Below are 17,345 nucleotides of genomic sequence, written 5' to 3'. Positions count from 1 at the left end.
GGATTTACACATAGGTTGTCCACTTTTATTGTGGATAACTTTAAATTTCACTCTTGAAAGAGCCAGACTTAGCCGTAGTTATAACACGAGATACTAACTCCTTATTTTGGTTTACGACCAAATAACCCTTAGCGCCAACCCTACCAACTGCAGATACCAAGTCTTGGTCTTCAGAGACAACGAACCCGTCTACCAATTCAAGTGTATACCCACGGTTTTGAATTACTGACTTTGCCTCTTCCCACTTTCGAGTCAATATATGCTGTTGAATCAGCCTTCCTGTAATGAGTACTCCGACCAAAAATAACAGGTGCAACACACTGATCTGATAACTTAACAATAAATTACACAGTTCCACAAACACACTCCTAGTAGTCGAGCCGAATTAGACCTCGATGATTGACGATTCAACACACGATATAAATAACATCTTGATTACGTTGAGAAACCATACAAATAAGTAACCCCTAGCTTAATCATTACCATCAGGTTTGATCTGAACTGGTTCTATACGAATCGATACATCACCAAGACGCTCTGCTCTTTCCAAATCCTCAATAGCCTTCTTAAAATCTGAAGCGAGAATTTTCTGATCTTTTCCTACATCATCATCAGTACCAATCGCTGAAATCAGATGGCTCGCATATAGTGTCATGATCAATGCCACCCCAGCGGAGGCAATACCTAGAATCATTAGAAACTTTTGCAGTGCGGATTGTTTTGAGTTTGATGATGACTTCGGTCGCCCAACTGTATTTCGAATCATCATTTGTTGATTCAAAAACTCAATTGAAGTTAACTCAGATAAGTTAAGAATCGACACAAACAACAAGCCATCAACTAAGCCTTTTGCTAAGTAGTCATTTCCTACGTTAGTCATGCCCCACTCACTTGGTTCGCAACTTATCGCACTTTCACCTAACTCATTAAGTATTTCGGCGGCAGAACCCACGTACAAATACCCTTCACTTCCGTTGAGAGAGCTAGAATAATAAACAACAGTCTTACCTATTGCGGACTGCTCTCGAATCAATGAAATCAACAGAGATTTATTAACTTCATTATCAAGGAATCTCGTACAACTCATAATTTATACCTTTTAAATACGGCTTCAACAAACGCTGGTGGGTTGAACAGACTTTAATCTACCACCAGCTTTGACTGGATATACTGAACTTCTTTTGGAGAAAAGATTAAATCTTTCAAGTTTACACTTGGCAACCTAAGTTCAGCACGATTACTCAAGTAAATCTGGAAAGCTCCATAACTCGAATGCCCTGAATCTTTCATCACATCAGAGGCCTTCCGACCAGAATGGAGGTCATTAGTAATACCCAGGTGGCGTAAGGAGTGCACTGTGAATGTTCTGAGCTCTTGAGCCTCTTCAACCTCACCTCGCTCTACCAATATATCAGAGGCCAAGTCATAAAGTTCATTGATCAGCGCTGATATTTGCTCGTCTCCAAGGTTTGCGTTGATCAGTCCTGCTTGTCTACCGTGAGATGCTGCTTTGTGTCTTACAAACAAAGGTATATCAGTCTCATTGGCCGTTGGAAGCGGGTTAAGACCTAAGTGCACACGGTAACGCTTTAAAGCCCCCAATAACATGTCAGAGACCAGTACAGAGCGAGATTTCGACCATTTTGACCTTGGTATGTAAAACGTATAGTAATAACTGCCTGAATGAGTTCTATGCCGACGGAAATCACTAAATGATGGTGAATGTGTCGGTCTAGAGGATATCTCTGACCTTCTTGGATAAGCCAAAACAAGCAGATAGAACAAAAATCGAGATCTTTCATATTTTTCTGGCTGTTCTTGGCAAAGAAACTCGAGCAACTCAAAAATTGCCGTAACTTGGACTTGGCTTAGGGCTTTTTCCTTATCGGTATCCGTTGTTCCGACATTACCCACATTCCCCTCTGCTATTCGTTTTTGTACTATAGCTGCAGGGTTCATATCAGTAACTTCCAAATCCCCAAGATAAGCATAGAACGAACTAACAATACTCAATTGACGTTTTAACGTATTGAACTTGCGCTGGTAAGGCTTGCCATGCTTCTTATCAAGGTTAACAAAGGGTTGCCAGTTCTCATTTAGTTCAGGTTCCCATTCAAAGGGAATCTTCTTTGGTTCGTTAGCAATTATGGGGATTCCGCTATGGCCAACTACCAATTCTTCTGGTGGTTGATTCCCAAAAGAAACAAAATCAAACATGTCTTTACGGTTGATTTCGAATATAGACTTACGTTTAACATTCCATACCCAATTCAGAAAGATACAAAGTTCATTTCGTATTGATTTGTAGTTGTTTCTGTTGTGATGATACTCCATCAGAAAGTCGAAGGCGTAATCATATTCTTCAAATACGTTTCTATGGTGCCTCTTTACTAAGTGGAGAAAGTCAGAAATTGCTGGGGCAACTCTATTTGCATGGTTGTGAGGCAAAAACAGTGGAGAAAATTTCATTTGTTTCTCTGATGAATGGGTTCATGTACATATTCACAGTATAGCATCATTGTAAATACCGCAAAATGGTATTTTACAACGCATTTAGATTTTCGTTCATGGGGTGAACATGAGAAATGAAACTTTCCTGAAATGACGATCAGTTACATATAGATTACATTGGTCGTGGCCGTATGAATTACTAGTTCTTCAGGCGAATATTCAGACCTTAACAGCGTTGCAATCTTGAAACACCTGCAATATGCAATTGCACTTTGCAAAAATGTGTTTATAAAACAATCACTATGAAACCAAATACCAACAATTTTATTGTTTGATTTATTGGCATGTTTCATGCAATAGTAATTCTGATCCTTCATAAGCCGAGGATCACCTAGCCAACTGACGTTGTTAGTGAACCTCTATTGTTCACGGAATAAATATGCGCCAAAGTCCAACTTTTGACTTTGGCTTTTTTTTTATCTGTTGCTTAATTAATAGACTCACACCATTCATTTATAGCTTTCAAACGTGATATGATGCACAAAGCCTTTCTCTTGGCTCATTCTGATTACTAGGTAACTACACAAATGAAATTTAAAGTATCACACCTTGTTGGTGCGGTTCTCTTATGCAGCACTGTATATGCAGGTCAAGTAGTCGTCGAAAATAAGTTACGAGACATAGGGTTTGACTCTCAAGTTGAACCTTCTTTCTACCAACGACAATTGATTGAAGACCTCCTGCTTACTTCTGATATGGAACTCCCTAAGGGAAAGTTTGACTACACATACCACTACAAAGCTAATTCAGTTATTAAAACTATTTGGTTCTTCGATGGGACAAAACTTGTTGTAGATGGGTTTCTTGTGAACAATTCCTATACTGATATTACTTCTAAAGACCCATACTACACCGCCAGAGCAGATGTAGCTTTTCAAGGTTCAGTATTACAATTCACAAACGCGTCTGGGTCTATAGGCCTTCTCCCAAAATATGGTTTAGCAGTCAAAGAACTCAACCTAAACAAAATTCAACTCGCAACTAGTGATGGAAGCGAAGCTTACATGTACAAAATGAGAGCCAGTAATGAACGCTAACATATTGACCATGGCATTAGAAATTAAAGCCAGTACCGGATTAGTTCATCTCCAAAGCATGTTTGGCTTTTGGGGGGTTTTCTATTCTGGGACGTTTATTGGTTATATCGACAAAAAGACAAACAGCTTGTACCTTAAAACATGCCGTTTAACCATAAGGCTAGATAAATCAGGGTATGAGATGACTCCACTGACACTTAAAAATGGCTTGGAAAGTCATGTACAGTCTGCATACAAAATCCCGTCAGAAACCGTAAGTACTGTAAAATCGCTAAACGAAACACTTCATGAAGCCCATGAAGACAGACTAAAGACCGAACTAACACAAGAAGCTAGTCGCTGTTTACGTATTAAAGACCTACCTAACATGACAACTAAGATCGAGCGAAAGCTTAGAGATACTGGGATTACTACACTAAACCAACTTGATGAACATGGTACCGAAAAAGCTTTCACGAAGCTTCTTGAGTCACAGACAGTAAATAGCAAGTTAATTCTGAAAATAGAGGGAGCGTTGACTGGCAAACATGAAGCCGTTATTCCGCTAGAACGTCGATTAGAGTTACTAGCATTCAGCCAAAGCGAAATTAGAAAGCAAACAAACTTAGCGACTTAACTTGCGAGGGATCTATGTACTACATTTTAACTCTAGAACCCACACAGCTCGACGTAGCAATGGAAATTAAGGGCATTACCCCTGCTGATGTGATTCATCGTTCCAGGGGTGTCCTGCAGCATTTAAATCCTACATACAAACACCTTACAGTAGAAGAGATCATATCCCTTGTGGGCCTAAACCTACTTGAATTCAGGATCTTTAAATGCTCCGCCCCCTGGAATGGTTATACCTGGTCCGAAGACGAAGCACCCATCGAGATGAAAACTGAAGCGTTCAATATCTCTGACATTGACCATAAGGTCGTAGTCGGGCATGTCTGTAGCGATGAAATACTTGAGATCTGGCCAATCTCGAAATTAATTACCTATTAATTGTCTATCGATTAGCACGCTACATGATGCTGTCCAATCCTTCGCCATCGACTTTGAAGCCTCTACCATATCGATAGGCCATTTCTTGAGTAGACCAACGTCCTAACAACATAATTCGCTCCAGTTTGAAGCCAGCTTCCCATAGAGCTTGACAGCAACCAACTCGCGTTGAGTGGCAGGAAAATGCTCTTCTATCCTCTTTACGATATTGAACAACCTCAAATGCACGGGAAAACACCTCAACTAAAGCATCATGCGACATCTGCTTCTTACCTGATTTAAATATACTTCCATATTTAGACAAACCCCGGAATACATAGTCCTCAGGCTTAAAACTTCCCGCTACTGACAGATACTCAGTTATCCAAAGACAAGCGTTCTTTGATATAGGCGCTATATCGGGCTCACCGCTGTGGTTAGTCTTGCTAATCGGGATAAGCAACTGCTTTGCATCTAAGTTCAAATGCTTGTACTTCACGTTCCTTAATTCGGAACTACGTAGTAGGCAAGAAAACATGAGCCCCAAAATTGCCCTGTCCCGCAAAGCCATCGTTGTACCTATCGAATGGTACTTTTCGGAAATCTCATCCAGATCTGTTCTCAGCAAAGGTTCTGCCTGAGTAATAAACAAACCGTTGGCAGCTTGCTCTTCAGAAACGCGCTTAACAAAATCTTTGATTACCTGATCTTTGCAAGGTTCTTTAAAACCTGAAGCATGGTGAATGCGGTTAATGGCCCACATATCACGTTTCAATGTGGAGCGATGCAGGACTTGCGAGCGCAGCTTGATATACTCGAAGACATCATCGTGAGCCGCAGGTAAAGGGGACTTGCCTCTAGTGATGCAATAATTGAAGAATTGAGCCCACTTGCTTTGTAATTCGTGCCAGCTACTGTCACGTAACCCCCCTCTTACTTCTTGGAATTCCTCAAGGAACCTTTGAGAGTGGGCAAACAGTTCGGGAGAGTTTTGAATTTGTTCGGGCAATAAGCCTAGGCTGCGGATCTGGTCAGGCCTAACGCTACTGTTTAGTTCAGGGGAATTTAGTTGAACCGAAACACCCTTTTTATTAGCATCGTGAACGAAGGTGGATAATGAAGTTATCTGTCGCAAAGCGTGAGTCCTTTAATTTTCCCACTCTATTCAAATACATCAGAGTCATCAATCCTTGTCATCTTGTCTAGGTCACTACGGCTCAAGGACTTGATGAAGGATATATTGAACACACCCCAAGAAGTTACCTTGTAGTAACACTTGCCGTTAGATCGCTTCCGCTCGTACTCGACAAAGTACTCTTCACGCAACATTTTAAGGTGGCGACATACAGTGTTACGCGGCATTTCGGTTTCTGCAATAATCTGTGACAAACAAGGAGTCTTGGAACTCGACATTGAGATTAGAATAGAGATTGTTTTTCGACTAGCACTTAAATTCATTATGATGTGTTCTCACTGCGAACCTAGAGTTAAAAAGTTGTTCACTTACTGCTGGAAGCAAACATAGTATCGCTTTCAACACACATAATACAATGCAAGGAGGTAAAGGATGCTTGCTAGTTTCCAGGCTTACAAGCATCCTTAAGCCCTTGCGGGCTACTTTCATTGCAAAGCAATCAAAGTATTAGGAAGCGTCTTTCAACGCCCAACAAAAGTACCACTATCTGGTACTTTGGGCAAGTTAAATTACCAAATAATGGTAATTTACAGTTCAACAATCCATCGATGGAAATAGCTATGCTGAAAAAAATTAACTTTGCTATTACTGCAATCTCTATAATTCTGGTAGCAATTATTATGCCGCCCAACTATGTTGTCTTCAGCATGATGTTGATCTCCCTAGTTACGGCATTTGCGTATTCAAGAGATAAAAGGATCTCCATTCGAAATGCTCGAAGTAGCAAACAACAAAGAAGAACCCCAGAATCTTCACTATTACTTCTGTCACTATTTGGTGGTGGTGTCGGCGCTCTATTCGGTCAAGTTTGGCTCAACCACAAAATTTCTAAAACAAGGTTCATTGTCATTCACATGTTTAATTGCGTTGTGCATGGATTTGCAATAGCATGGATATATCTACCAAGCGAATTCGCTTTCCTACCAACTATTGAAGAAATCTTGAACATGGTCAGTCAATTATGATCAACATTGTATTGCTCATAGTGCCTATACTGGGCTTCTATAAAATATGGGATATTGGACTTAAGCACTTTGATAGTGGCTTGCTCCTGATTGAAGGTCTAGCCCTTCAAATCCTTATTGCTACTGTCTCTATCATGTTCAGTTTCTGGCACATAAATAACAGAAATTAAAATGGCACGTATCAGTTTAGAAAATCAACTAATGCTAAAATTCGTAGACGCAACTGTTGCATCCACAGGTGAAATCAAAGCCAAGGATATAGCGACTGCTTTCAATGTGTGTAAAAACACTTCAATTAGAATTCTCAAACTTTACAAAGAAGCACTCCCCGGCAACTTAAGGCTAATCGAACAAGGTAAGTATGCTAAGACATCTGTATTTAAAGCCAAGTTCCTTGGCCAAACTACACCAACAGATTATTTTCATCAGCTTGAAGCAATACGATCTCCATTCAAGTTCATTACATCGGACCAAGCTCCAGATTGGTGCTACCAAACAAACTGTTGATTCAATTGTGTAGTCAACCATCGCTGATCACCACTAGTAGGATTCTTTGCTCGTTGTGAAATTTGATAAAGTATGATGATTAACTGACAGAGTGAAATAAACATGGCGAACAGTTCCCTAAAATGGGCTGGTAACAAGACTGTCCTTGCAAAAAAAATTGCACCTTTACTCATTAATGAATTTGGTGAACTTCACGACCTGAGAGTGATGGAGCCCTTTATTGGCAGCGCAGGATTTTCATTGCACTTTGAGTTTAAAAACGTCATAGCCAACGACTTATATCCGCCATTGATCAATTTTTATGAGACCATTCGCAAGAGTCGCATCGACGTATACGAAACTAAGGCTGATAAAGTTACTTATATGAAGCATCGCGATGCGTATAATGAGAAAGTATACGCTGGCATCATTGATAAGGAACTTGCGGATTCACTGCTTTACCTTAACCGAGTGTGTTTCAAAACTCTGACGTGTTAGTTTGAAGAAAAATTTGTAAGTATTTTTATTGTTTACTACCTTTCACTTATAGGTGGCAACTTAATGGTAAAAATGTATGCAAAGAGTACGTGATAAAACTCATAACCAGCACTGGATTTATCTTGATGATAACGATGTGCCACTTCTGTTACCTTGCCTTTATAGTCGTTACACCACCTTGAATGGGCTTTCTGTTGTCCATGAGAAAGTAAAGAACGCTGAGACAGAACAATATGACTTCCAATTCAAGGAGGTTGAAATTGGTGAAGATGCTCAAAACGTCAGAGGTGAGAAATTGGGTGTTTTCCTTGAGTGGTTAGAAGATTATGCCAAAGAATCAGATCAGCCCCTACTTACACTCGATAACCATATTGCTCTTCCCGATGAATATATGAATACATTCATTAATGACCATCTAGTTCATAAGATGGAAGCTAGTGAAGTTGTCGTTAATCGAGCGGTAATGTCATTAGAGAGTTATTACAACTGGCTTTCTTACTTCTTTGATATGTCATATAAAAAAATCTTTATATATTCAGAAAATAGACAATTAGTTCGCTTAAATAGCAAATCAAAACTTATCATAAAATATCTCCTTCCAGCGACAAGGGAATTGCTTTACGCCAATACAAATACTCTTTTTGAGGAGATTGTTCTACGCAATGGTGGAGAGCTTGGTTGTCGGACTAAAGAGAACCAAGGGTTTTACTTGGAAGACTTTAAGTCTGATGGCTTTATTCAAAAAGGCTTATTGAACCTTTTTAAAGATATGATGGTTAATCCTGATAAAGAGGAATTTGAGTACCACCTAGCTTCTTTTCACGCAAAATATGGTTCAAAGAGAAAGTTTTATATTCAGCGTTCTCACCTTAGTTTAATGAAGCGTTATTACGACCAAGAGCGCCCTAAAACTGAGAGTAATCAGTTATTGGTCTCCAACTCTACTAATGACACTTTTGGTAAGCCCGTAGGTAAACAATACGGCACTCAGCTTTTTTCTAGGGTGTTAGAGAAAGTTCGCAAATTAATACAAGAGAATCCAGAAGCTTACTCAGGTTACCAAGAGTTGGATAAAGCGCTGAGTTACCACCACTTAAGACACTCTTTTGGCACTGATATTTTTTATGAAGGTTGCCAACAAGCAAAGAAATCATACGAATCGATTACCACGGAATCTGCAGTGTATATTGAAACCGCAAGACGCTTAGGACACAAAGTAGATAGCAAGTATTCAAACCAAACCACAAAAATGTATATTCATGCTTGTGGCCAGAGAGAGCAGTTACTAAGGGAGGTGGTTCTTGGATAATTTAGAGGAATTTTCAAGCGCTGAGATAGAAAGGGTGCTATCAAGTGAATTTAAGAAAAAGCAACCGATAGCATCACTAGAGTTGCCTTTCTCTGTTAAGTCTATTTCTATCCCTCAGAGTAGAAAAAGTGCTGCCTATATTCTATCCATGACTGACACCGAGGATTCCGATAAATCGATTATCTACAAGGCAATGATTGCGGCTTATAACTACGCCTTTTTTGATAAAAGTGCTGCGTTTTCTGCAACAGTATACTTTTCGAATGCAGCCAAACCATTCATTGAGTGGCTCAATGCCCACAAAATTGAAAATCGCTACGAAGCTATAAAACTTTACGAAACCGACCGTATGGATGAGTTAGAGAATCATGGTGGTTATAGCCCTTTAATTACTTTGAAGTGTGTATTGGGTTATGCCATTGAGTCTGAATCATTAAGAAAAGAGTTAAGTAGTGATGAGTATGCGTATCTTATTGAGCTTCGCAAAACAAAACACACCCCTAACCTGAATAAGTCTCAAAAATCTATAGCCAGTTATTTCGGTGCATTAGACTGGTTAAGAAGAGACGATATTGGTATTGGAAGTGAGCTTTATTCCGCTCTCGCTTCCCCAAAGTTGGCGGTGAATTCATTAAGCTTAACCGCAGCTACTGTTATTCTTGAATTGAAAACCTATAAAGATGAACTACAAGCGCTGATTAGGAGTATTAAACCGCAGTTAAGTCCCTGGTTAGTTATTGAGTCAAAGGATAGTAGATTTGAGAGGTGTAAAGCAGTAGGTAATATCATTTATTTGATGTTGTCTGCTTACCATAAACAAGATAATTCATCGAATACCCTTAAAGCAGCGCTAGAGGTTTTGATTCTTTCTAATTCAAGTAGTTTAGTTACCTACAATACTATTACTCCAGCATTAAAGAGCCAGAATGAGTGTGATAGCCTTTTTTTGAATAAAAGACGTGACAAAACGAAAGTTAATGTGGGTTTCACAGGTTTGCATTCTTCTGCAGTACTAGATGGCACTCTTTTCTCTATCGAGTGGATTAAGGGTGTGTTAAATGGCGATTCATCAAAAGCACTGACTAATGTAGAGGGGTTAATGTTTGCTTGGTTGATGGCCAGCTTAACGGTGCAACCAAATGACATACCTAAACTAAGGCACTCTGATTTTAGGTTGATGAAAGTTGGTGGAAGAGTCACTAATATTGAGTGCGAGTATTTTAAAGGTCGGGCTAAAGTGTTTCATACAACCCGTTCTTTATCCGCTCGAACACCAGAAGGTAAGGCGCTTTTAACACTACTTGAACAGCAGGATGAAGGCTTGCCTTTCTTTGCTAAACAATTATTGGTAATTAGTAACAACATCAACGCACTTTTAGGTGTTTTTGCTGCGATACTTCAAATAAGCGATTTGTCTGAAAAGCTTAAAGCTGCACACGAAAAACAGCAGCAACCCAATTTAATGCCTCAAGTAATTTGCGTACTGATTTCCCACGGTGTCCATCCTGACAATGTTATTGATAACACTAAAAAAATAACGGTAGAAGAGAGATGTAAATTAGTCGCTCAATCGCAATCACCTTGCCAGAGAGGTATTTTCGGTCTTCAAGTTATTAAAAATAGTGCAGTTCATGCATTTAGTGACTCATACACATTGAATTACTTGATTAATCGAAACTCTCATTCGAACCAAACTGAGAAAGTAAGCTACCTAACCGAAGCTAATGAAGAATGGATGAATAGCTCTGGTCGAATCACTCGTGAGGTGATGCTGGATTTGATTCATAATGTTTTTAATTTGAACTTTAAGGCTGAGAATGAAAAACAAGTCGCAGCATTTAATAGTGAGTTTATGGCGGTCACAGATTTGATTTCATACAAGCATGAGGAAATGAATGCAAGGCTTAGAGTCGTCACAGGGCAAGAAAAGGGGCGAGTTAATGAAGTGGGCGTGATGGCGTTGAGTGACCAAAAAGAAAATGAAGCGTTATCGCCGATCTATGTCTCAGATAGCCCTATTACTGTTTTAAAAATGTACAATTATCTCCATGAATTCAAAAAGAACTATAAGAAGCTCCTTTCTCATAATCCTGACCACTTATTTAAAACTGTGATACCGACTGTGGAATGGCTAGAAGACACCCTACCCAAGATGAGTAAAGCATCACAACGTAAAGGTAGGGAGCAGTTTGACTTAATGATAAAAAACGGCGTGGTAATGAGCGTCTTTCACTCGATGTAAGGGGGATTTATGGCACAAACAGTATTTAAAAATCCAGTTGATAGTTTTTGGTATGACCAGAATTTAAAGTTGACCGCTAACCCATTTTTCATGAGTGATAAAGGCGATGTATATTCTGATACTTGGTACTTTAAGATTAGACACAATGGCGCTATCACAACATTGGATTTTTCATTGTTTGATTTACCCGCTTTTAACCATGAATCCATAGCGACTTACTTAAAGGATGGGTGTGACCACCCTTTAAATGCGAAAAAATATGCAAAGTTAGTTTGTCTGAGTGTCATCAGTCCTAGGGACTCTCAAGCTGTTCTTCCCGTTTATCAAATGATGCTGCACCTTTTCGCCTTCCTTAAAGAGAATAGCGCAACAAGCCTTACTGTATCGTCATTGGAGCCTTTTTGGACATCAGTTATGGGAAGAGCGACCAACCAGTATGGATTTGTGAATCGTATATCAACGCCTTCTTATCGAGGATCAATTAGACCAGTTCAATTTCATAAAATAAGAAATAATCTTAAAGCATTGGGTGTTGTTGGTGTTATTGATTCCACTCCAACACAAAAAAAAATAGAAAAAAGCTTAGATAAAGTCTGTCAATCACAATACAGCACAACGCTCAATGAGTTTAAAAAAGGCGGTAGCTTTAACTTTCTTGGGCTTGAGTTGGGGCAGTATTACGTTGACCATCTTAATCAGGTTTATCAAAACGACTTTCTGTATGCCTCTGTATGTCGGTTGGTATTTGAGAGTATCGACACTAAATATGGGATGAAGAGTTTAGATGCCGGTTTATCTAATAGCCTCCGTGAAATCATACTTACTGCAATATTAAATGACAAAGAGTATAAGCCTACCACCCACAGAGGCGGAATTAATTTTAATGCTCTTGCAGTGGAAGTGAGAGATGCGCTTTTTGAGGAATACTTGAAGCGATTTGAGTTGGTAACGCCTTTAAAAGACCAATCCATTGAAGCGTTAGTTATTGAGTTAGGCTTATTCTCTCGAAGTGATTCAGTGGAATTAATTCGAATATTAATGCTGCAAAAATACTTAGGTTTAGAGGGGAATAAGAAATCACACCAGATATGGCAAGGCTATTTGCTTTCATTAGATAAAACCTTTTTAGAGGCAGAATCTTTAAGCCAATTATCCGTAGATGATGTGTACGAAAAAATGCAAATAATTGTCTCTAAGCAAAGATTGGGGAGGGAGCTGTTTCTTGCTGATATTGGCGCTTGGGCAAATAAACAATTTTTTCATTCAGAGTTAAAAACGTATCGAAGCTTTAAAGCAATTCTGAATATTCCACTTTATGCGATGACTAATCTTGTTGTGGCGTGGACAGGCTATCGACTATCTGAATTCGGTTTTCCATTGAATGCGATACACTCTGAACCGAATTTGGATATTCTCGACAATGCTCACGTTCCATTTCGCTTCAAGCTTAAATGGCTTGTCCCTAAAACGGGCGGTTCTACCAAAATTAATCGAGAAATCACCTCTCAGTGCTATCAAGTTGCCGCACAATTAAATGAGGTGTTCGGGCGTGAAGGTGATGAGCCGTGCCTATATTCTTGTGCAGAACAGGCTAAAAAGGAGAGCATTAATCAATCTGGAAAATACATTGATAATAGAGTTAGAGCGAATTGGGAAGGCTTTGTCAGAGCGTACCAGCCTTTTAATGATGTGGTTAAGCTCGATACCTTAAATAGCAAGCACACTGCTCAGTTGACGATTGATGAGCAAAAAGAATTAGAATTGCTGTCAGCCAAATACAGTATTGGCAGTGCTCGTTATAAGAACTTGCTTTCTTGTGCTCAAGAGGTGAAAAAAGATTGGGTGAGACTGTCCTGCACAAGTTTTAACTCCGCTAAAGCTCAAAAAGCGCTGAAAGCCTCTATTAAACTATTATCTAAAGGTGAGCCTCTTGAAAATACAAAGCATCAAGAAATTATCGAAACTTATCTTTCCGATGAAACTAAAGCGCTGCTAGTCAATGGCTCAGTGGATTTGAATGATAAGAAAACAACGATGGATATTAGCTCTGAGTTATTAAAAGGTGTGCGCTATCCTTCTCCCCACGCTTTTCGTCATATATGGGCTGAGTCAGTTCTCACACGCTATCAGGGTGATGTGGGTGCGGTTATACGCCACCAGTTTGCTCACCTAGATAATTCTTTCTTCATGGCGTACCTAAGGGATAAAGATGCTAGAGGGTTAATGCAATCAGCGAAGCAGCGTTACCTAAACTCATTGGTCGAATTGCTGATTATAGAGTCAGAACAAGTTGGTGAAAAATACGTAGGCGGTTTGGCACAGTTCGTGAAAAAAGCGACAACATTAACGCAAGTGAAAGATGATAATGGAATACTTGCTCTAAGAGAGGCGTTAAGTGGTCGTATCATTGATATTCAGGTGAATACTTTCGCTACTTGTATTCCTCGTGATGGAGCGGATTCTAGAGCAAAATGTTCGAAAATGGGGTTGTTAAACCCACAAGATGCCAAGCCTGATCTTTGTCTGAATTGTACCAATGTACTCATCACTGAGGGTAATATCAAAGGGATATGGCAAGTGATTCAACCAATGGTTAAAGAGTCGTTACAGGAGCACGCTTTTGGTTTCTTTTTAGAGGCACACCTACCAACACTCAAATCAAGCTGGAAGCGCATCAAAGAGCTTAGAAGTGAAAAGAACGTTGTAAGTGTCGACAAGATTCTAGCTGCAATTACTAAAGCAATTGATGCTATAGAAAGCAAGATTATGGAAGAGGAAAGGCTGTATGCCCAATGACTTTGATTTAGATGAGCTTATGTCGGATGAGTTTCTGGATTCGTTAGATGATACTTCAGACAAATCAGCCCAAAATGAACAACCATCATGGGTTGTTGACGACCCAGAGCATACTACTCATAAAGCTTACCATGCCATTCTTGATTTAAAAAAGGAAGCTGAAGAAGCGATTTCAAGCTTTGGTGAGGTAGTAACAAATAAGACTAAGAAGTTCTATCAAATTAAAAAGTCTAATGTAGCTAGAGTGGTTGGTCGGTCAGCACAGAGCATTTTCAATGCGTCCTCATTCAGTAGAGACATTGAAGGCTTCTTTGATGATGTTAATCAAGAGCTTTTAGAGATGCATGAAATTGAACAAAAGAAGCAATTAAAAAGAAAGAAAACGGGCATCAGAGTTAATAAAAAAGAAGTTATTGTTCAGAGTCATCAATCTTTAGAAAAAAAGCACAACGCACTTAAAGCTCGAAGCGTCAAAGAAACATTGGATTTAGCCGTTGCCAAGATGCCTTTGGATTTGAAAGCAAAAATGGGACTTATGTAAGTCGTCAAAAAAGCTATATTTTCGTTATAAACTGATGCATATATCTTGGGTTTAATCTTCATCTGGAATCAAATTATAGATTGAACATTTGAGAGCTTTAGATACCGTAAACACCTTCTCTAAAGTCACATTTTTTCACCACGTTCAAGAACACCAATATAATTCAAACTAAAGCCGCACTGTAGTATCCGCCTCATGAATCTGCGGGGCGACTTGTTAGTGTTTGAAGTTCCGAGGTAGGAGTGAGTCGATATCAGACTCTACTTTCGCCAGCTCTTTTATGCACTTGACCATGTATTCGTAGAGGATAAGACCATTGGCTTTTGCAGTCTCGATGATGCTGTAAAGCATGGCGCTCGCATCAGCACCGTTTGGTGTGTCTGAGAACAACCAATTTTTTCGGCCAATGACTAGCGGTTTAATTGCGCGTTCATCGCGATTATTATCGATAGATAAGTGACCATCATCTATATAATGTATGAGCTTTGGCCATTGTGCCCGAGCGTGTATTTTATCGCTTTACCTAGTGGACTAGAGCCTATCACTTTTTAGGTCGTCATCCATTCGTAAAGTTCACCCAGTATCGGCTTGGCATGCGCTTGACGCTCCGTGCCCTTTCGCTGGATCGTGTAGCTAATCCCCTTTCGGACAACTATTTTCAAATGACTCTTCAATAAGCCGCATTGTCACATCAAGAATCTTCTGCTTATCCGCTTCAGAGAGCTTATTTAGATTCACAGCTAACTCCGCAGAAATCTCATCTTCACAAAAAAAGTAACTCAAAGGCACACCAAGTTCATCTGCAATTGACTTTAACGTATTGATATCCGGCGTATGTTTTCCCTTTTCGTATTGATTCATTCGAGGGCTTGCTGAACTTGCATCCATACCTATGTTTTCTCCCAAGGCTTTTTGAGAGAGCTTTGCTTTTTTTCGAGCTTGTTTGAGTCGCTCTGGGATTGGGTTTTTAAATGACACTTAGATTTCATTTCTCTGAGCTCAAGTTGACTAAGATTTTCTTAGTTTTATGGATTTCTGTATACTAAGCAATCCTTAGTTTTTGGTTGGTGTAATTTTGGAAATGAAACGGGCTCGAAGAATTAGTGCGGTCATGCACAAGTTATTGATAGAAAATGGGTTAGATGGGTTCACTGTGCTAGAAGCGAGAGATTTATGGCTATCACTTGATAATGTGGACTCCAATTCTGCCGAAGCTCGTAAAAAGGTGTACCGAGCAATTTTTCACTTTGAAAAGAAAAGTTGGTTGCGAAGTGAGGGCTCAGGTCGGAGAAAGCATTACTTTCAAACGGAACAATTTAAAGATTTACATAACAATGTAACCACGAATAACCAAGCGGATATAAAGTCTAAAGTACCCATTCAAAACTATTCCATTTTGAGCAATGAACGTAATGAATATAAGGGTGAACTTGAGATCGTACTTGGGGAGATTGACGAGTATCAATCGATCGTATCTCGATTTCCTGAGCTAGAAAATAAACTAGCCCCTTTGCATCAAGAGGCTAAAGAGCGCGCCGCTTTATTGCTCGGTAAAGTGAATGTTTTAACAAGGGTTCTTAATACTCTCTATGAAGGAGATGAACCGTGTTAAGGGAATGGCAAGGTGAATGCTCTGACAGAGCGTTGAAAAAATATCAATCCAGCGGATCCCATTTCTTTTGCCAAGCTACACCAGGGGCTGGTAAGACAGTGCTTGCCGCTACTATTGCGTCAAGGCTGCTACAAAGTGACATGGTAGATCTTGTATTGTGCTTCTCGCCATCACTGACGGTTTCTGATGGTGTAAAAAGAACCTTTTCGTCGATACTTAATTGCACATTTAATGGTGGTATGGGAGCTATAGGGCAATCTTTAACATACCAATCTATCCAGTTCCTTACTGATGAGTTTTGGCAAACATTGCGTAATCACAGGGTCTTTGTTGTCTTTGATGAAATACACCATTGCTCTGGCTCTGAGGTTGAAAATGCGAACATTTGGGGGCATCAAGTTCTCACTAAAATTCAAGGGCTTGCTACTTTTACCCTCGCACTTTCAGGTACACCGTGGCGTTCAGACTCTTTACCCATTGTCATGGGTGAGTATAGCGACCCAGACGGACAGCTTCTTGTCGATTACCAATACACTCTTAAACAAGCTATAGCTGATGGTGTTTGTAGAAGGCCTAAAATCGTCTTGGTTGATAATGAACACTTATCTGTTAGTAGTAGCGAAAAAGTCGAATCCTTTTCATCAATATTAGAGATGCTTAAACAGACAAAAGCATCCTACCAGAGTGTTATTCACAACCAAGAGGCGATGGAATATCTACTCTGTTTAGGGTGTGAGCGGTTAGAAAAAGTACGTACCAGATCCCCCAATGCCGGTGGGCTGATTGTTGCAGCGTCGGTTCAACATGCGCAAACAATCAAAGAGATACTATCTCAAAAATTTGGGCAAACCGTTTCTATCGTCACTTATCGACATGAAGAACCGCTGGCAGAAATAGAGCGTTATCGACAAAGCGATGCACAATGGATTGTTAGTGTAGGTATGATCAGTGAGGGTACTGATATTCCTCGCCTTCAAGTATGTTGCCACATGAGTTCAGTCAAAACGGAATTGTATTTCAGGCAGGTGCTCGGAAGAATACTTCGTGTGAATAATACAATAAACCAACAAGCGTGGTTATTCACTTTTGCTGAACAAAGTCTGATTGAGTTTTCTGAAAGGATTGAACAAGATATTCCTGAGTCTCGTCTCTATGTAAGTATGGGGAAACCTATCGAAACAGAG

The 17,345-nt window shown here is 39.7% G+C and carries 18 protein-coding genes and 1 pseudogene; 12 read left to right on the top strand and 7 right to left on the bottom strand.

Annotated elements, in window-relative coordinates; all coding sequences use genetic code 11:
* Positions 1-40 precede the first annotated feature (40 nt).
* The 3 genes from OH460_RS07470 to OH460_RS07460 form a co-directional block, all read right to left on the bottom strand.
* Positions 41-358: a hypothetical protein gene (locus tag OH460_RS07470; protein ID WP_269996281.1), complete on the bottom strand. Its 318-nt coding sequence runs from the start codon at positions 356-358 to the stop codon at positions 41-43.
* A 114-nt stretch (positions 359-472) separates the two neighbouring features.
* Positions 473-1,087, bottom strand: coding sequence for a hypothetical protein (locus OH460_RS07465; RefSeq protein WP_269996278.1), 615 nt, complete (start codon positions 1,085-1,087; stop codon positions 473-475).
* A gap of 53 nt (positions 1,088-1,140) precedes the next feature.
* A complete protein-coding gene (locus tag OH460_RS07460) occupies positions 1,141-2,469 on the bottom strand; it encodes a hypothetical protein (protein WP_269996277.1) in 1,329 nt (442 codons plus the stop codon).
* Positions 2,470-3,038: 569 nt separating this feature from the next.
* Between OH460_RS07460 and OH460_RS07455 the strand changes: the two genes are divergently transcribed.
* From OH460_RS07455 to OH460_RS07445, 3 genes are read left to right on the top strand one after another with little or no spacing between them, the layout of a single operon-like run.
* The gene (locus OH460_RS07455; RefSeq protein ID WP_269996275.1) at positions 3,039-3,548 is read left to right on the top strand and encodes a hypothetical protein; all 510 of its coding nucleotides are present in this window, start codon (positions 3,039-3,041) and stop codon (positions 3,546-3,548) included.
* On the top strand, positions 3,538-4,164 hold the full coding sequence (locus tag OH460_RS07450) for a TfoX/Sxy family protein (protein ID WP_269996273.1): 627 nt from the start codon (positions 3,538-3,540) through the stop codon (positions 4,162-4,164). The genes OH460_RS07455 and OH460_RS07450 overlap by 11 nt, the downstream gene beginning before the upstream one ends.
* Positions 4,165-4,178: 14 nt before the next feature.
* On the top strand, positions 4,179-4,538 hold the full coding sequence (locus OH460_RS07445) for a hypothetical protein (protein ID WP_269996271.1): 360 nt from the start codon (positions 4,179-4,181) through the stop codon (positions 4,536-4,538).
* A gap of 19 nt (positions 4,539-4,557) precedes the next feature.
* Here OH460_RS07445 and OH460_RS07440 read toward each other — a convergent pair whose 3' ends face one another.
* Both OH460_RS07440 and OH460_RS07435 read right to left on the bottom strand, forming a co-directional pair.
* Positions 4,558-5,652: a tyrosine-type recombinase/integrase gene (locus OH460_RS07440; protein ID WP_269996269.1), complete on the bottom strand. Its 1,095-nt coding sequence runs from the start codon at positions 5,650-5,652 to the stop codon at positions 4,558-4,560.
* A gap of 26 nt (positions 5,653-5,678) precedes the next feature.
* A complete protein-coding gene (locus OH460_RS07435; protein WP_333482704.1) occupies positions 5,679-5,975 on the bottom strand; it encodes a helix-turn-helix domain-containing protein in 297 nt (98 codons plus the stop codon).
* Positions 5,976-6,272: 297 nt separating this feature from the next.
* Here OH460_RS07435 and OH460_RS07430 point away from each other — a divergent pair, with 297 nt between their 5' ends.
* The 7 genes from OH460_RS07430 to OH460_RS07400 all read left to right on the top strand — a co-directional run bounded on the left by OH460_RS07430 (position 6,273) and on the right by OH460_RS07400 (position 14,549).
* Complete coding sequence (locus OH460_RS07430) at positions 6,273-6,677, top strand: DUF1294 domain-containing protein (protein WP_269996267.1); 405 nt, start codon at positions 6,273-6,275, stop codon at positions 6,675-6,677.
* A 171-nt stretch (positions 6,678-6,848) separates the two neighbouring features.
* On the top strand, positions 6,849-7,184 hold the full coding sequence (locus OH460_RS07425) for a hypothetical protein (RefSeq protein WP_269996265.1): 336 nt from the start codon (positions 6,849-6,851) through the stop codon (positions 7,182-7,184).
* A 102-nt stretch (positions 7,185-7,286) separates the two neighbouring features.
* Positions 7,287-7,661 carry a DNA adenine methylase gene (locus tag OH460_RS07420; RefSeq protein WP_269996263.1) on the top strand — a complete coding sequence of 125 codons (375 nt, stop codon included), beginning with the start codon at positions 7,287-7,289 and terminating at the stop codon, positions 7,659-7,661.
* Positions 7,662-7,737: 76 nt separating this feature from the next.
* A complete protein-coding gene (locus OH460_RS07415) occupies positions 7,738-8,970 on the top strand; it encodes a site-specific integrase (RefSeq protein ID WP_237297703.1) in 1,233 nt (410 codons plus the stop codon).
* The gene (locus tag OH460_RS07410; RefSeq protein ID WP_145570632.1) at positions 8,963-11,212 is read left to right on the top strand and encodes a hypothetical protein; all 2,250 of its coding nucleotides are present in this window, start codon (positions 8,963-8,965) and stop codon (positions 11,210-11,212) included. Before OH460_RS07415 ends, OH460_RS07410 begins: the two co-directional genes overlap by 8 nt.
* A 9-nt stretch (positions 11,213-11,221) precedes the next feature.
* Positions 11,222-14,008, top strand: coding sequence for a hypothetical protein (locus OH460_RS07405; RefSeq protein ID WP_145570634.1), 2,787 nt, complete (start codon positions 11,222-11,224; stop codon positions 14,006-14,008).
* Positions 13,998-14,549 carry a hypothetical protein gene (locus tag OH460_RS07400; RefSeq protein ID WP_061024042.1) on the top strand — a complete coding sequence of 184 codons (552 nt, stop codon included), beginning with the start codon at positions 13,998-14,000 and terminating at the stop codon, positions 14,547-14,549. Before OH460_RS07405 ends, OH460_RS07400 begins: the two co-directional genes overlap by 11 nt.
* 216 nt (positions 14,550-14,765) lie before the next feature.
* Here the strand turns inward: OH460_RS07400 and OH460_RS07395 are convergent.
* Both OH460_RS07395 and OH460_RS07390 read right to left on the bottom strand, forming a co-directional pair.
* A pseudogene (locus tag OH460_RS07395) lies at positions 14,766-15,160 on the bottom strand (IS66 family transposase); the annotation flags it as partial.
* A 22-nt stretch (positions 15,161-15,182) separates the two neighbouring features.
* On the bottom strand, positions 15,183-15,527 hold the full coding sequence (locus OH460_RS07390) for a helix-turn-helix domain-containing protein (RefSeq protein WP_061024045.1): 345 nt from the start codon (positions 15,525-15,527) through the stop codon (positions 15,183-15,185).
* 103 nt (positions 15,528-15,630) lie between these two features.
* Here OH460_RS07390 and OH460_RS07385 point away from each other — a divergent pair, with 103 nt between their 5' ends.
* Together OH460_RS07385 and OH460_RS07380 are read left to right on the top strand one after the other, a co-directional pair.
* Positions 15,631-16,161, top strand: coding sequence for a hypothetical protein (locus OH460_RS07385; RefSeq protein WP_269996254.1), 531 nt, complete (start codon positions 15,631-15,633; stop codon positions 16,159-16,161).
* The coding region (locus OH460_RS07380) for a DEAD/DEAH box helicase (RefSeq protein ID WP_269996252.1) at positions 16,155-17,345 on the top strand (1,191 nt) is incomplete at its 3' end. The genes OH460_RS07385 and OH460_RS07380, both read left to right, overlap by 7 nt.

The organism is Vibrio sp. Makdt, from assembly GCF_027587015.1.
Lineage (GTDB): Bacteria > Pseudomonadota > Gammaproteobacteria > Enterobacterales > Vibrionaceae > Vibrio > Vibrio chagasii_B.
The sequence above is the reverse complement of the archived record's forward strand: the minus strand, read 5'-3'. Positions and strand labels throughout refer to the sequence as shown.

Bases quoted from the DNA above. Each gene is read 5' to 3' on its own strand.
- OH460_RS07465 (WP_269996278.1), bottom strand. From the start codon at position 1,087: ATGAGTTGTACGAGATTCCTTGATAATGAAGTTAATAAATCTCTGTTG.
- OH460_RS07460 (WP_269996277.1), bottom strand. From the start codon at position 2,469: ATGAAATTTTCTCCACTGTTTTTGCCTCACAACCATGCAAATAGAGTT.
- OH460_RS07455 (WP_269996275.1), top strand. From the start codon at position 3,039: ATGAAATTTAAAGTATCACACCTTGTTGGTGCGGTTCTCTTATGCAGC.
- OH460_RS07450 (WP_269996273.1), top strand. From the start codon at position 3,538: ATGAACGCTAACATATTGACCATGGCATTAGAAATTAAAGCCAGTACC.
- OH460_RS07445 (WP_269996271.1), top strand. From the start codon at position 4,179: ATGTACTACATTTTAACTCTAGAACCCACACAGCTCGACGTAGCAATG.
- OH460_RS07435 (WP_333482704.1), bottom strand. From the start codon at position 5,975: ATGAATTTAAGTGCTAGTCGAAAAACAATCTCTATTCTAATCTCAATG.
- OH460_RS07430 (WP_269996267.1), top strand. From the start codon at position 6,273: ATGCTGAAAAAAATTAACTTTGCTATTACTGCAATCTCTATAATTCTG.
- OH460_RS07425 (WP_269996265.1), top strand. From the start codon at position 6,849: ATGGCACGTATCAGTTTAGAAAATCAACTAATGCTAAAATTCGTAGAC.
- OH460_RS07420 (WP_269996263.1), top strand. From the start codon at position 7,287: ATGGCGAACAGTTCCCTAAAATGGGCTGGTAACAAGACTGTCCTTGCA.
- OH460_RS07415 (WP_237297703.1), top strand. From the start codon at position 7,738: ATGCAAAGAGTACGTGATAAAACTCATAACCAGCACTGGATTTATCTT.
- OH460_RS07405 (WP_145570634.1), top strand. From the start codon at position 11,222: ATGGCACAAACAGTATTTAAAAATCCAGTTGATAGTTTTTGGTATGAC.
- OH460_RS07400 (WP_061024042.1), top strand. From the start codon at position 13,998: ATGCCCAATGACTTTGATTTAGATGAGCTTATGTCGGATGAGTTTCTG.
- OH460_RS07385 (WP_269996254.1), top strand. From the start codon at position 15,631: ATGAAACGGGCTCGAAGAATTAGTGCGGTCATGCACAAGTTATTGATA.